Raw genomic sequence first — 13,616 nt, forward strand, 5'->3', positions numbered from 1 at the left:
AGTCATCGTGCCTGGGGCAACGCGGGCCGTGTGGCTGACTCAGACCTCGCAGCGTGCCGTTAGGCCGTTCATCCAGACGTGCGCTGGGAAACCCGGTGATGGGGTCCGCGAACCTGGCGGCAGCGTAGACAGTGTTTGGGGCCGGCCCTGCCCATTCGACCTGGAGGCTGTCGCAGCCGTGGGTCCAGATGCGGATCCATAGCCCGTTGCGCAGAACCGCGATTCGGCGTAGGAGTCCGCTTGTGAGCTGTGCTGGGCCGTAAGCACGGTCGTAGCGAGTGAGATCCAGTTGTTCGGAGGCGCTCAGACGACTGGGAGAGTGCTGATCGACGCGCGGATAGTCTGCGCTGGCTGCGACCATGGCATCTGTGTAAGCGAGGCTCGCTTTCAGCTCGGGTCCACTCAGTCCAGTGAGGACAACTCGCGTCGTCGCTGGGTGGTCAACGAGGTAAAGCTCGAGATGACGCCGGTGTACGCGGTATCGCAGCCCGACCACACCGTGGACTTCACCTTCGACGTCACGCGGCAAGAGCTCGGTGAGCAGCGGGCCGAGTGCGTTGGGCTCAAGAATCAGGATCAGGTGGTCGGCGGCCGGGATGGCGGCGCGAAAGCACCGAGCTGGCCTGCTGATGCTTACGGGCGGGAAGTTATGGAGGTCGTTGATTGCCCGTGAAGCTGCTTCAACGATGCCGGCCTCAAGTTCCTGTTGTGGACGGCATGGCGCATCGGGAAGCACGGCCTGTCGTACATGTTCGGCAAGGGCAGGGCTTGAGACTTCAGGTATCGATCGCAAGTCGCCGAGGCGTGCAAGGGCCGCAGCGAGCAGACCCCGCTCGTTGCGTGACAAGCGCTTGAGACCATCTTCTACGGCGGGCAGGGCCGAACGCAGACTCTCCCCAGTACTCACCCGACGGTGCTCGGCGAGCTTGCGGCTGAGCAACTCACGGCGCGACATGGCTGTCCTCGCTTTAGCCGCCCGGCTCGGCGTGACAAGGACGCGTGTTGTGCGTCGGTGATGAGGTAGAGGAGAGCGTGGGCTACGTCAGCCCTTGGACGGTCTGCCGCCGTGCTGCCGGGTGGCGGTTCCTGTCTGGCATCGCTTGGGTGCGGCGGGGACGCTAGCAGGTATCGCAGCGGTGTGACTCCGGCTGCGCTCCATGATCACTAGATCCGGTGAACCATCGTGGTGCTGGATTCCTATGTGCGCCACACCTCGATGCGTTTCAGCGCACTAGGCTGTCACGTGTGTTGGTGAGGATGTACGGGTTGCGTGTCACTGCTGACGTGACCGCCGAGGTTGAGGCGGCCGGGCTCGCCCCCTGCGGCCTCTGCCATGCGAACGTGGGCGGCCATGGGGCATGGACGTGTCCAGCGGAATCGAGTTGAGCCGGCGCGCTAAGGATCATGTGCTGGTGCCCGAGATCACCGCGATCGCGAAGGGCTGACTCATCGCATGGCCCGCGACGACAACTCACGGATGGAAGCTATCGGCGTCGCCAGGGTTCAACTCGCTGTCGTCGAGGCTCTGGGATGGGTGTTCCGTTCTCAGACCGACCAGGACAACGGGATCGACGCGCACGCCGAGGTCGACGACGGCGAGGACGTGACCGGGCGACTGCTTGCTCTGCAGATCAAAGCAGGGCCGAGCTGGTTTCGCCGTCCAGGGCCAGGCGGGTGGTGGTACTACGCGAGCGAGCGCCATGCCAGGTACTGGAACGGCTACAGCCTGCCAGTGGTGATCGTCCTGTACGACCCAGAGACCAAGCGCGGTTACTGGGAGCTCGTCAACGACGACACCGTGGTCCCCACATCAAGTGGCGGCAAGAAGGTCCTTGTCCCACAGACGCAGGTGCTCGACGAGTTCTCTCGTGATGCGCTGCAGGCGATCGCCGAGAACCGCCCGGTACCCCGGCTGGACCGGGAGACCCAGCAGATCGTGGCGATGCTTCCGGTGCGGCCACACCTCGTCCAGGTGCGGCGGAACCAGGCAGAGTTCCGGCGTGCATTGCTATACCGCTACGGCTCGGCGTGTGCGGTGACCGGCCCGTGCCCGCCAGAACTGCTAATGGTGGCCCATCTCGTGCCGCTCGCCGACGGTGGAAGCGACGCTACGGACAACCGAGTTCTGCTGCGCGCCGATGTGCACAAGATGTTCGATGTGGGCCTCCTTACCGTCGATCCCGACACGTGGAAGGCTGTCTTGTCGCCCGCGATCAGGGACAACCCGCACTACGCGGCGTTCGACGGTGTCACATTCGTGAAAGGGCCAGCGCTCGAAGCAGTTCGTCAACACTTCCAGCGCGCAACCGCCTCCTGGGCCTAGGTACCTGGCTGACTCGCGTGTTCGAAGCCCAGTTCCGCCGCCACCGTCCGATTCCGGGACCGAAGTGCGTTTGCATGCCGCGAGTTCCTCTCCATCCACCAGTGGCGTCGGTGTTGTCGGTCAGCCGCTCCCCTTGACCTGGCCTGCACAGCATCGAACCTGTTCCAGAAGCATGCTGCGTATCAGTTCTAGCGCCTCTCGCTCTTGCAGCTGCCGGCCGTGCTTCGTGTAAGCCTTGTGAATTCAGTAGATTGTGGACGTCAGCAGCGCCATCAGCGCTGGTTCGACACGTCGGAGCAGCAGGTGTGTGACACTTCCTTGTGCCTCCGCTGCTCAACAACATGCCGCTTGAACGAGCTAACCGCGTCGTCCTCCACCCGATTCATCAGGAGGCGATTGCGACCCTGGCACAGCTGGTTACCGCTCTGCGGCAGTGCCGAACGTCCGAGGACTACTACCAGTTCCAGCAAGATCTGCTCGCCAAGGTGCTCGCTGTGCAGACACATCGGGCTGGATGTCGCCGGATCGCGAAGCTCCTTCGTCAGGGCAAGAAGCTGCCGGCTGACGCTCCTGAGCTCCGGTCCAGCGAGCCAGCGATCGACCCTGAAACCTGGGATCTGGAGGCTGACGTCTGTGAGCGGGTGGATCGCCAGCTGCGCTCGATCGCCGACGCGCTTGCTTGGCGGGTGTTCAACTTCGACAGGCGAATCATCATCGCCCTCTCCCGAAATCAGCACCCAGGTCCGATGGTGGGGAAGAAGGGCCTCGCCGCGGAGCGCGCCTTCGTTGCCGACTGGTGGCGTGATGACCGCCGGTTCGTGTTGCTCCACGACCTGACCACGTGCTTGAGCATCGGCGACGCCACCTCCTTCAGGGAGGTCGGGAACGAGTACGAGGCCTACCTTCACGAGATCAAGACCGACCCGCACCGCAAGGAATCCCAGCAGCTCCGCCGGCAGCGGATGGCGGAGGAGGCGATCCGCTCCAGCGGCCCGTTGCCCGGAGGCCTCTCCGGACGCATCGTGCAGCTGGACCTGCCTTACAAGACTCACCTCAAGCTGCTCGCGACGGCATTCGACCTCGCGCACGACCGAGGCGTTCAGGGCATCAAGGTTCCCGGCGGCCGGGCGCTGGTGGTCAGTGACATAGTTCGCGGCAACGACTTGTGGTCCGAACAAGAGTTCGTCGACCGAACTGCTCAGGTGCACTATCAAGCGCTCAAACGCGCACACATTCTGGAGGTCGGCCACTCGGTCTACGTGCAGAGCAATGACCTCGTAGCTCGCTCGCCCACCATGCCGCCATGGGCGATCTACCCCCTACCGCCATCCTTGGTCGTAAAGTTGATCACCGACTACGCGATGTACTCCGTCACGATGTCGAGCGAATCACTGCTGGCGGCGCTCCGTGATGTTGGCCTGTCGGCTGAGTGGACCCTTGCTCGCGATCAGGCGACCGTCCGGCCGGATCAGGTGGTGCTTCGTGCGCACCACGGAGCTCGAACCATCGAGCTGCGTTGGGCCGAGGTACAGCGGCGACTGCTGCTCGAGATGGCTGATCTACCAACGTGGTCGGCGGGCGTTGCGCAGCTGCTGGATCACAACGACTCCGGACGGCATCCGTGGCAGTCATTCGCCGACGAGTGGAAAGTCTGGATGTAGGCGTCGATGACGCCTAGTCTCGCAGCGTCCCGCTCGCCGCGGCTCGGAACAGCCTAACGACGGCCAGCGTTGTCATGGTGCTTTGCTAGAACATGATCATCTGAGGAGTCGTGGTCGTGCTGATTTCGGGCCGCAAGTCTGCAGGAGATCTCGACGCACTCGATCTCTTCTCGCGCATGGACGTTCCTGCAACGGGTGCGGCGACCACGGTTCCGAGCCCGGAGCGTCGCGAGAGCTTTCACCAGAAGCTCAATGCCGTCCTGGATCAATCACTCTCCAACCCAAGCAGGCTTCATGGCTGGCGCGTCCAGGGACTCTTCGAGGCGATGATCGTGAGCCTTGGGACTGTCCGGATGATCAAGGAGGAGGACGCGGGCAGATACTTCTTCCATGCGGGAGACGAAGTTCGTCCTGCGGACTTCAGGATCATCACCGCTGCCGGCGAGCATTTGCTCGTTGAGGTGAAGGGCGTCAACCCTTCCAACATGACGAAGCCTCAACGTGTCCGCAACCAAGACCTCGATCCTCTGCTGCGCTACGCCGAACTGACCGGAGCGAGGCTGTTGTTCGCTCCCTACTGGTCCGCCATCAACCTATGGAGTCTGGTCGACGCATCCGCTCTGACGCGTCTTGATGAGCGGAGACGTGTGCTCAACTTCGAGTCAGCGATGATGGCGAACGAACTCGGCCTCGTCGGCGATGCCCAGATCGGCACTGAGCCACCGCTGACCTTCTCCGTCATCGCAGACCCTGCTGGCCAGGAGCATGACGACCGCGGCGCACAGACGGAGATTCGCTTCAGAGTCGGCGCCGTGGAGCTTGCCAGCGCTGGCCGAGTCCTTACCGACCCCCAGCAGCAAAAGATCGCTTGGTTCCTCATGCTGCATGGCCAGTGGCCGCCAACCGAGCAGCCCGTCATCGAAGACGGAAGGCTGGTCAGGATCAACCAAGTATTCAGGCCGGTTGTGCCTGACGATGAGGAACTCGCTGAAGCCATCTCCGACCAGGGCTTCGCCCTCGTCGGCTCGCTCAGCTCCATGTACTCCAACGCGTACAACGATGTGACGCTCACAGAGGACGGCGAGATCCGTGCCTTGCGTCATGAGCCAGACCCCGGCGCGCTCGCCTCGCTTGTTCCCTCCGACTACTGGGACAACCGCGAGAACGACGCTCTCCCCATCTGGAAGCTCACTCAGGACCCTGGCCGCTGAGCACAAACGCTTGGCACAGCGCGATGTTGCAGTGCTGATCGAACGTCAGGGCCACGAGTGGCTAGAGCGACGTGGTTTGCAGTGTTTGACCCAGAGGATGCGTAGTGGAGTCGAAAAACATCAGTTCGTGCCCTGGTAGTGCCTGCATCAGCGCGGTCTTGGTGTGCACGATGGCGACAGGGGCATCTGGGCCGCCGGTCGGATAAATCGAAATCGCGATCGGACGTGACGGCCCGGCAGTCAGTGCGTCCACGATGTGGCGGTCAGGCGAGCCGAGGCCCGCGCCGAACACAACAGTAGGTTGCTCATCGGCCAGGAAATCGCGGTATGCGAAAGACAGATAGTCAGAGCGCTGGATCGCACGCAGCTTGTCCTCGGGGTCGCCTTCGCTGACGAACAGCGGTTGCCGTGAGCCAGTCGCACGGTAAGCGCCGCGTACACCTTCCAACAGGCTGACGTCTGCGGCAGTCCACTTGCCACTTGTACCGGTAAGTGCGTCACGCCATAGATGAAGTCCGCCGTGCAGGTGGTAGAGCGCAGTCTTGTTGCTAAAGACCGCGGTGTCGGTGCTGTCGAACGTGAACTCGTGCGACCACATGAAGTCCACCAGGCGCCCACGGACGTCGTCGTGCTGCACCGCCCAGTAGAGCAACAAGTCGTAGTTGAGGGTGAAGACCCGCTTGTACCGAATGAGGTGTGTGGCCATCGACTGCAGGGTTGCCGGATGCACCGCGCTCCAAGGCACGTGCACCTCACCGACGGCATCGAACAGTCCGTCACGCACCTGGTCATAGATCGGATCAACCCAAGCGACCGGCTCGCCGACTGCATCCGTCAGCGTCCGTGTCAACGACAGGCCCGCCAGCACTGCTTCGAAGTTGCGTGTGCCCAGTCGGTCAAACAGGGCAAGAGCGGATGCGGTGAACCTGCTCTCAGCGCTCTCGTACAGCGATCCGTACCCGAATCCAGGTGAGACGTTGATGCTCGCGCCGTTGCCGACCAGCAGCGTGTCCCATCTCCTATCCTCGATGTCTGACCAGGTGAGCAGTTCCGCACTCACGGATAGTTGAGTCATCGACTGGTTCACCTCTCTGGCCCGCGGTGCTGACCTTTGATCAACGGGACGCATCGTCCTACGAACCAGTGTCTGTTGGTCGCCGTATTGATCAGATGGCGTGTCGGAGCTGCTGACTTGCGTCGTGTTGTTAAGCTGATGCGCGGTGGTTACGGCCGCCTTCGAGGCTCCTCCCTCAGCCCGGTTGGGAGTGCGTGCCTACTAAGTCGCTAGAGGCGGCACCGCGAACCACATGTTGCTGCTGACGTGCGTTTGGCATGGACTCTCGGCGGCGCTGACCGGGCAGCGTCAGCGGAGGATGTCATGTCGACTCAGTTTGTTCTGGGCCTCAATCAGCGGGTGGAGCTTCGTCGTAGGTGTACAGGGGAGCATCCCGTGCACCTACGACGCGAACTAGCGAGATCTGACGCTGCGTTGCTGCCGCCGGCCGAAACTCGGGCGCAACGCGTGTTGGAAGCAGGACTGCTCCTCGCAGCTGGCGCGGCCGTGGACTGGGTGCATCAGCAACGTGGATCGACGGCTGACCGCGTCCAGGTCGTCACAACGGTCCGCCCGTACCCACATCTGATCGGGTTGAGCATCGCCGACGAGTCCCTGAACGCGTTCCTCGCCGAAGCGCTGCCTCGTCAGTACGACGGCGAGCTCTACGGCGGGGCCGGCGTGCGTGTACGCGTCGAACGTGACCACCTCGTTCTTCAAGTGCTCGGTACGAATCCACCTGCGCAGGCGCGCGTGTACGGCGTGGGGGCACGTCGCTGGGGCGAGGCCGTGGAGTTCATGAGCGACCATCAACATCCAGAGGTGAACTTCTGGAAGGACCACCGGCGGGAGATTCACCCTGTAGAGGAAACGGCGCTCCGCCGCAGATCCCTGAGGCCGCATGACCTGATGAGCGCAGTGCTCCGCCGCTACGCGCTTTGGCAGGGAGCGAACTGGTGCGACAGCACGGTGACCGGTGAGGATCTGCACGTTCGCTGGAGCAAGGGCCCAGATCGCTTTGAGACTGCCTCGGTGCTCACCCACCCCGCATGCGGAATCCCTGGGGTGAAAGTCATTCCCGAAGAGTTGTCGATCGGCCAGCAACTCCACCTGACGTATCCGCCGCGTCCTGAGCGCGCCGCGCGCCGACAGCGCGAGGCGCCCGAGGACGTCAGAGCGTCTTTCACCGGAGAGACCGTTCGATCTGCGGCACTCGGACTCAGCGGATTCGGCTTGGGGCTGGACAGTTGCTCTGCTTCTCAGCGTGAGTTGAGGGCTCTGCTGGCGTTGCACGTTTTCAATGCGGGGACGCTGGGTGCTCCCCCTGCGCGGCGTTGCCTAGACGCTCTGACGTGCTACGACCTCATCATGTCGCCCAGGCATGACGAACTGGTGATCTTTGCGACGGCGCCGGACAACGTGGCTGGACGGCTTGTCGGCTCGTCGCCGAGCTCGGGGCTGCCAGGGCTGCGCATCGAATGCCGACCGGCCGGCGACATTTTCCGCCTCGTGCACTTGCCGACAGGCGCCCGCCTGACGATTTCCAGGCGTGATGAGCCACCATCATGCGACGCGGCCGAACATGAACACGGGTGGGACACTCGGGGCTGGCTTACCGTCAAAGACCCTCTTGGACAACAGGAGATCACCGACTTGGCGGCATTGCCGCCACGCTCACCAGAGATGGCCGAACTACTCGGCGCCATCCTCGTTCGCGTCGCTACGCGCGATCCCGCACAGCGCTGGGCCATCGGAACCTGGTTCCACGATCCTCTCGGCCGCGATCGGGAGCAGGAGAGGTCTGGGAGCGGTCTGCGGAGACTCTGGGGAGCGAACGACCACTGGGAACTCGAGTGGGGTGGGTACCCATCCGCAGATGATCTCGTGTTGTCACTGACTGACCCTGAAATCGGACTACGCAAGCTTCACGTGGCTGCCGACGACAGGCACACCGAACTGCGCTTCCACCGTGCGGTGCTGCGGACCACTCATCTTCCCTAGCGTCGAGGTCGAGGGATGACGGTCGCGTTGCACGGCGAGCGCACCGTTCGGCCTTCGTTCAGCCACCTGATCCGCTAAGCTCGCATTACCGTGATCACGCAGACGGTGTCGCTGCCCGGAACCGGCGACAAGACCGCTGCAGGGTTCATCAGCCCACACGGCCGCAGTTGTGAGAACTCCGTGCGTCGCACGGCACGCTGGTGTGTCTGACTTCGATCTCGCCGAGCCGGGCGGTGAGCAAGGAGGACTGCGCCAATGCCGCACACGGGTTCGTACTTCGATCGACTTGTCGGTCTCCGTTGCAGCCTCACTGGCGAACGCCCGGACCTCGCGCGGCACTTCGTCAACCGCGAAGCGATCAACAGCTGTGCAGACGTCCTGTCGACGATTCGATATCGAGGGCAATCGGCTGGGGATCTGCGGCTCGCGGTCGCACCAGTGCCCTTGTCTCTGCGGCAAGCGGTGCTCCCCGACGCGCACAGCCATGCGCAGCGCCTGCTGGAAGCTTTTGTACTGCTGGCCCTGCACGGCATCCAGGATGTCATCGAGTACTACCTCACAGGCACTCTCGATTTTGAGAACCACACCATCGCGCCAGTGATCACTTCGGTCAGTCCGTGTCGGGATCGGCTCATCGTGAGGTTGCACCCGGACGCGGCCATACCGCTCCTACGGAGCCTGATTCCGCACTGGGCCAACGACCCCGCCGACTACTGGGGTATCCGCGGACTCTGCGTCGACTTCCGCAAGCGAGCGCTCGTGTTGCGACTCTGGCAAACCGACAAGCACACGACGGCGGGTGAAGTGGTGCTCGGCGGGCTTACCCAACGCCACTGGGGACAGGCGCTCACGCATGTCCATGACACTGTTCAAGACCTCAAAGTCCTTGATCCCACTCGAAGTGGCAAGGGAGCCTCGTTGTCCGGCGAGGTCAAGCAGTGGCCACAACATCCAGGCAATGCTGCGACGATCCAAATCGCGAGCGCGGTCCTTCGCCGCTTCGCGCCACTGCGTATGACCACTCTGGACGTCTGGGATACCAACCACCACTTCAACGTCGAGATCGGAAAGCAAAAGCACATCTCAACTCTGGCGCGTGAGTGGCGTCGCCCCGTCGTTGGGATAGATCCGCACACGGCCATTCTTGATCAAGAACAGCCGCTGGACCTCTCTAGCCACGATGCCATCAGATTCCGCGCCGCTGATGACAAACAGGTTGTGCTGCTGCTGCGACAGCTTGACCTTCCGCTTGTCCACACTGGACAAGTTGGAGCGGCATCATGAGCAGTGCCAAGTCGAACTCTCGCAGCGACCGGAACGCAGAGAAGCTTCCGGCAGACCTTCGGTACAGTCGGACGAAGCGGTGCATGCCGTGCGGATGCGTGGTGCACAGCACCAGACGCCCACGGTCTGCCATCGAGTTCGTAGATCGCATACTCGCTTGTGACCAGCGTACCCACCGGGCAATCGCACTGATGGTTACGCTGTTGCTGGGTAGCTTGCTTGTCGTGGCCGCGGCGGCGTTCACTGTCTTCATCGTCTCACCAGGGTGGGTGAGCTCTGTCGTCGTAGGCTCGGCCGCGACCCTGGCCGCGGCTGGAACTATCAGCCGTCGACAACGATGATCAAAGTCGTAAGGCGTTGTGGCCCACAGGATTCTGGCTAGTCGCCATCACGAAGATCAAGTTAGCGCTGCAGCAAACGCCGTTGACTTGCTCGAGGGGCTCCAGTCGATCAAGACCTTGGCGGTGCGCAGAACCTTGGCCATCTTCGCGGTAACCAACGTGGGTGTCTCGGCGGCGGCGGACCACTTGGCCGCCGCCTTGGCGCGGGCCGACGGTGCGGTTCGGCGCCGGTGGTGATGGCTACGTAGACCTGCGGGCCGTCGGAACCAGAGGTCTTGGCCGAGGGGGTGAGACCGCCGCCGACCAGCACGTCCACGGCGGCGGCGCCCGCCGCTGGGCAGCGTCGCTGTAAGGAGCCAGGCCAGGGCGCTGGCGTCGATGTTCTTGAAGACGCATCTGATCCAGCTCTAGCCGCTGCGCTGTTCGGGTTGTCCTCACGGGTGGCCGTAACGGCTGCGGATTCGCTTCCGACGGTTGGTTCACGAACTGGATGCGACGATGCGCGAGGCTCTCGTGGACAACGGTGGATGCCCAGGCAACGGCTGGAGTGTGATCACTTCCGCGCCGACCAACTCGCAGCTGGCGGGCGTCCTCGCTGGCTTCGTGTTCACCGGGATCATCATCCTGTTCGGCCGGCCTGGCGCGAAGAACACCCAGACACTCGGCCTCTTTGCCGCGACGTTCGTGGTGCTGGGTCTCGACAGCTATCTGTTCAGCCTGGTTTCTGGCGGCAACACGGATCCGATGTGCGCTCGTGTGTGGAGTGAAGCCATGGCCGCAAGTGGAATGCTGGCGGCGGGTGCGATGGCGTTGATTGGCGGGATCAGGTGGCTCCTCTCGCACCACCTCGACGATGACGCGGTTGAGCTGGCGTCGGACTCGAAGATCGTGGATCTCGACCGGCTCTCGCGTTTCATGCTGTACGGCGTCGCGACGACAGTGATGCTTCTGTTGGCACGCACAGCGCTTGACTACTTCGAGGTCGTCTTCGGGAACCACGGGCCTGGCTGGCTGCGTTGGTTGGTGTCGCTGTCGCCCGTGGCCGTGGGTGTCGTAGCGGCGTGGTTGGGGTGGAAGCGAGCGCGGAGAGAAGCTGACGGCAGTATAGAGACGGCGAAGCGCTCGTCCTCGGCAACAGCGCTCGGATTGTTGATCTACGCGGTGATCGGCACCGTGTTCGCCGGAACGCTCACGAGCTTGCCCACGACCTGGTGGTCGCCGACCCCGATGTTCTTCGTACTGCTCACCATGGTGGTCGGGTTGGTGGTTCCCGCCGTCCTGGTGGTTGCACTCGTCCTCTCCGCACCTCGGCCGGCTGAGCCCGTCGTCGAGGCTCAGCCGGTAGAGACCGAAGGTGCTGACGGGCGATGACGACGGACACCTGCCCTGCCGAGATGACGTTGAAGTTCAACATCGCCGGTGTGGCCGGGTTCTACTCGCAGCTGGCGGGCGTGCTCGCCGGACTGGCTTTCGCCGCGCTCATCTTCCTGGCTTCGGCCCGGCTGGACGCGGTGCGGAACTTCTCGCCCGAGGCCGAGGACACACGTCGGCATCTCACGGAGGCGCTGGGCTCCGCGTACCGGATGCTGATCTCCGCGTTTCTCGCTCTCACGCTGGTGAGCCTCGGCGACGCCGTCCTCGCCGGGTCGTCGGTGTCCAGCGGACGTGCGGCTACCGAGGAAACCGTTCTGGCCGTGGCGTTCTCGTTGGCCGGCGCGATGCTCTTCTACGCCGTCGTGCTCACGTTGGAGGCTACGGAGACGTTGTCGTCCAGTTCCACAGACGGAAAGCTGTCGGCCTCCGGTTATGCGAGGAACGTTCTAGTGGTGATCGTGGCCCCGGTGATCGTCGTGTACACGGGGTTGGGCATGACCGACTACGCCGATGTCAGGTATGGCAGCGACCACCCGATCTCCGTCATTGAGCTGCTCGGCATCGGGATGATCGTGGTCCAGCTCGCGGTCAGCTGGATCGGCTATCCCGTGTACTGCCGACGCACACCCGAGTCGCGAACACCTGAGGAGCTGTCGCGATCCACCACCCGCATCGGCTGGATCTTCCTCGTCCTTGTGTTCGCCTCGGTGGTGAGCTTCGGGATCATGGACGCCTCGGCCAGCGAGGATCCGTGCACCACGTTCCATCCGGTCGTTCCATCCGCAGCGTTCGTTGCGACCTCGGCGGCGCTGCTCCTGCTCACCGCACACGTGGCGAGGTTCCGCGCGGTGGAAGCTAGTCGTTCAGAGCAGGTGGATCAGTCTTCGTGAGGCGCAGGTCCGGTTGACTGCCGACATTGCGAGCATGCTGCGCAACACACCTGCAGCAGCGCGCGGCCGCGGCATCTTGCGGTCGATCCCGCTGATCACCTGCTTCGGCACCGACAGCTGGCCGAAGCAGATCCGCTCGGTCACCAGGCTCTCTCCCGAGTCTGGAAGAACGCCTGGCCGCCCACCCGGTCCGGGAAACGGATCATGGTGACGGGCCAACCGCGCAGGCGGGGTAAGAGAAGCGTCGCGATACGGCTGCAGTAGTTGATGACCTCACCTTTGGTAAAGCCACACGGATGCACCTGTCTATCCAAATTGGACAGCACAATCGTTCGGCCGCCTGCGTTGACGGTCACGCCGCGGCCACTCTCGACGTGTCGCGCGCTCCTTCGGTGGTTGCGGGGGAGGGCGTTCGTCGGCACACGGAACGAGGGGCTAGGTCGAGTCGCGGTCGGCGCGCAAGCCGCGCGAGGAGGTGTGCTGCAGGCGGTCTTCGCCACTGGTGAACTGCCGGAACTGGACGTCCCGGCCAACGCTCGAGCTGTGTTAGCCGAAGTCGATCTGGTTGCTTTGCTGTAGACCACGACCTCACCGTCGAGGGCTGCGGCGCGCCCTCGCAGCGCCGCGGTGAGGACGCCTGTCAACTCGGCGAATTCGGCGGTGAGGTCGAGGCCGTTGCGGTTGGTCAGCACTGTGGTGCCATTGGCAGCGATCCGCATTGCCGCACAGTGGCCGTCCAGCTTGTACTCGTAGGCCCACCGCGTGGCTTCGCGGAGAGTGCCGCCGTCGGGCTTGGCGAGCATGGGGTCGATCCACATGCGCACGGAGAGTCGCGAGTCACGGACATGGTGCCCGGCGTTCCTGGCATGTTTCCTTGTTGTCAGGAATTCGAAGGTAACTCGATCGGCCTAACTGCGTGCGTTGGTACAGGCCAGCTCTGACTACTCACGTAGCCGCAGTACGTCAAAGGAGACTAGTTGGTCGGACACGTACAGCTTGTCGCGTCGGCCGTCGGCATAGTTGATCGCGTAGTTGACGACGCCGAGCCAGTCGCCTTCTACGCCGGGAAACCGTCCGTGGAGCTGACCCTGCACTGTGCCGGTCAGGTCGAGTCCGGTGGGAATGACGTGCCGCCTGGCATCTGGCCTGCGGGCGAACAAGCGGTCCAAGCTGACCGAGACCCCGGTGACCACCGGTCTGCGGCCGTGTACGTCGTTGCCCTCCCAGATGGTGAATGGGCTATCAAGCACGTTGGCCGCCTGTTGACGGCAGCGCAGCCCGCGGCCGGCTCCGAATGAGATCGAAGTAGAGCTCGTCGGACAGCTCGGCACGGTCGGGCGCGGGCGCCGTCGCGGTCAGGCGCCAGAAGTGGTCGGCGGTGTCGGTGGCGCAGGCCAGGCAGCTGATGCGGGCTTCACCGTCGCTCACGACTGCTCGGAACTGGGAGTGGCCGAGGGTGTGTCGGCCGAGCTTGCAT

At 63.5% G+C, this 13,616-nt stretch carries 13 protein-coding genes; 8 read left to right on the plus strand and 5 right to left on the minus strand.

The window, feature by feature from the left end:
* Positions 1-319: 319 nt before the first annotated feature.
* The 4 genes from AB0M24_RS38270 to AB0M24_RS38285 all read left to right on the plus strand — a co-directional run bounded on the left by AB0M24_RS38270 (position 320) and on the right by AB0M24_RS38285 (position 5,195).
* Complete coding sequence (locus AB0M24_RS38270; RefSeq protein ID WP_363778375.1) at positions 320-673, plus strand: hypothetical protein; 354 nt, start codon at positions 320-322, stop codon at positions 671-673.
* A gap of 780 nt (positions 674-1,453) precedes the next feature.
* Positions 1,454-2,323, plus strand: coding sequence for a DUF4365 domain-containing protein (locus AB0M24_RS38275; RefSeq protein WP_363778376.1), 870 nt, complete (start codon positions 1,454-1,456; stop codon positions 2,321-2,323).
* Between the two features lie 320 nt (positions 2,324-2,643).
* Entirely contained in the window at positions 2,644-3,984 is a 1,341-nt protein-coding gene (locus AB0M24_RS38280; RefSeq protein WP_363778377.1) for a hypothetical protein, read from the plus strand.
* 110 nt (positions 3,985-4,094) lie between these two features.
* Positions 4,095-5,195: a hypothetical protein gene (locus AB0M24_RS38285; RefSeq protein ID WP_363778378.1), complete on the plus strand. Its 1,101-nt coding sequence runs from the start codon at positions 4,095-4,097 to the stop codon at positions 5,193-5,195.
* A 61-nt stretch (positions 5,196-5,256) separates the two neighbouring features.
* On the opposite strand, the gene AB0M24_RS38290 is transcribed toward AB0M24_RS38285, so the two are convergent.
* Positions 5,257-6,255 (minus strand): DUF4917 family protein, encoded by a 999-nt coding sequence (locus AB0M24_RS38290; RefSeq protein WP_363778379.1) that lies wholly within the window; start codon positions 6,253-6,255, stop codon positions 5,257-5,259.
* Between the two features lie 501 nt (positions 6,256-6,756).
* Here AB0M24_RS38290 and AB0M24_RS38295 point away from each other — a divergent pair.
* From AB0M24_RS38295 to AB0M24_RS38310, 4 genes are all read left to right on the plus strand, one after another.
* Positions 6,757-8,250, plus strand: coding sequence for a hypothetical protein (locus AB0M24_RS38295; RefSeq protein WP_363778380.1), 1,494 nt, complete (start codon positions 6,757-6,759; stop codon positions 8,248-8,250).
* 255 nt (positions 8,251-8,505) lie between these two features.
* Positions 8,506-9,534 carry a hypothetical protein gene (locus tag AB0M24_RS38300; protein ID WP_363778381.1) on the plus strand — a complete coding sequence of 343 codons (1,029 nt, stop codon included), beginning with the start codon at positions 8,506-8,508 and terminating at the stop codon, positions 9,532-9,534.
* A gap of 839 nt (positions 9,535-10,373) precedes the next feature.
* On the plus strand, positions 10,374-11,246 hold the full coding sequence (locus AB0M24_RS38305) for a hypothetical protein (RefSeq protein WP_363778382.1): 873 nt from the start codon (positions 10,374-10,376) through the stop codon (positions 11,244-11,246).
* Positions 11,243-12,139, plus strand: coding sequence for a hypothetical protein (locus tag AB0M24_RS38310; protein WP_363778383.1), 897 nt, complete (start codon positions 11,243-11,245; stop codon positions 12,137-12,139). The genes AB0M24_RS38305 and AB0M24_RS38310 overlap by 4 nt, the downstream gene beginning before the upstream one ends.
* Here the strand turns inward: AB0M24_RS38310 and AB0M24_RS38315 are convergent.
* From AB0M24_RS38315 to AB0M24_RS38330, 4 genes are all read right to left on the minus strand, one after another.
* Positions 12,113-12,283: a hypothetical protein gene (locus AB0M24_RS38315; RefSeq protein WP_363778384.1), complete on the minus strand. Its 171-nt coding sequence runs from the start codon at positions 12,281-12,283 to the stop codon at positions 12,113-12,115. The genes AB0M24_RS38310 and AB0M24_RS38315 overlap by 27 nt on opposite strands.
* Positions 12,280-12,957: a hypothetical protein gene (locus AB0M24_RS38320; RefSeq protein ID WP_363778385.1), complete on the minus strand. Its 678-nt coding sequence runs from the start codon at positions 12,955-12,957 to the stop codon at positions 12,280-12,282. The genes AB0M24_RS38315 and AB0M24_RS38320 overlap by 4 nt, the downstream gene beginning before the upstream one ends.
* A gap of 123 nt (positions 12,958-13,080) precedes the next feature.
* Positions 13,081-13,389, minus strand: a complete 309-nt coding sequence (locus AB0M24_RS38325; protein ID WP_363778386.1) for a hypothetical protein — start codon at positions 13,387-13,389, stop codon at positions 13,081-13,083.
* Positions 13,382-13,567: a hypothetical protein gene (locus AB0M24_RS38330; RefSeq protein WP_363778387.1), complete on the minus strand. Its 186-nt coding sequence runs from the start codon at positions 13,565-13,567 to the stop codon at positions 13,382-13,384. Before AB0M24_RS38330 ends, AB0M24_RS38325 begins: the two co-directional genes overlap by 8 nt.
* Between the last annotated feature and the right edge of the window lie 49 nt (positions 13,568-13,616).

Source organism: Lentzea sp. NPDC051838 (assembly GCF_040681245.1).
Lineage (GTDB): Bacteria > Actinomycetota > Actinomycetes > Mycobacteriales > Pseudonocardiaceae > Lentzea.

Bases quoted from the DNA above. Each gene is read 5' to 3' on its own strand.
- AB0M24_RS38275 (WP_363778376.1), top strand. From the start codon at position 1,454: ATGGCCCGCGACGACAACTCACGGATGGAAGCTATCGGCGTCGCCAGG.
- AB0M24_RS38300 (WP_363778381.1), top strand. From the start codon at position 8,506: ATGCCGCACACGGGTTCGTACTTCGATCGACTTGTCGGTCTCCGTTGC.
- AB0M24_RS38305 (WP_363778382.1), top strand. From the start codon at position 10,374: ATGCGCGAGGCTCTCGTGGACAACGGTGGATGCCCAGGCAACGGCTGG.
- AB0M24_RS38310 (WP_363778383.1), top strand. From the start codon at position 11,243: ATGACGACGGACACCTGCCCTGCCGAGATGACGTTGAAGTTCAACATC.
- AB0M24_RS38320 (WP_363778385.1), bottom strand. From the start codon at position 12,957: ATGTGGATCGACCCCATGCTCGCCAAGCCCGACGGCGGCACTCTCCGC.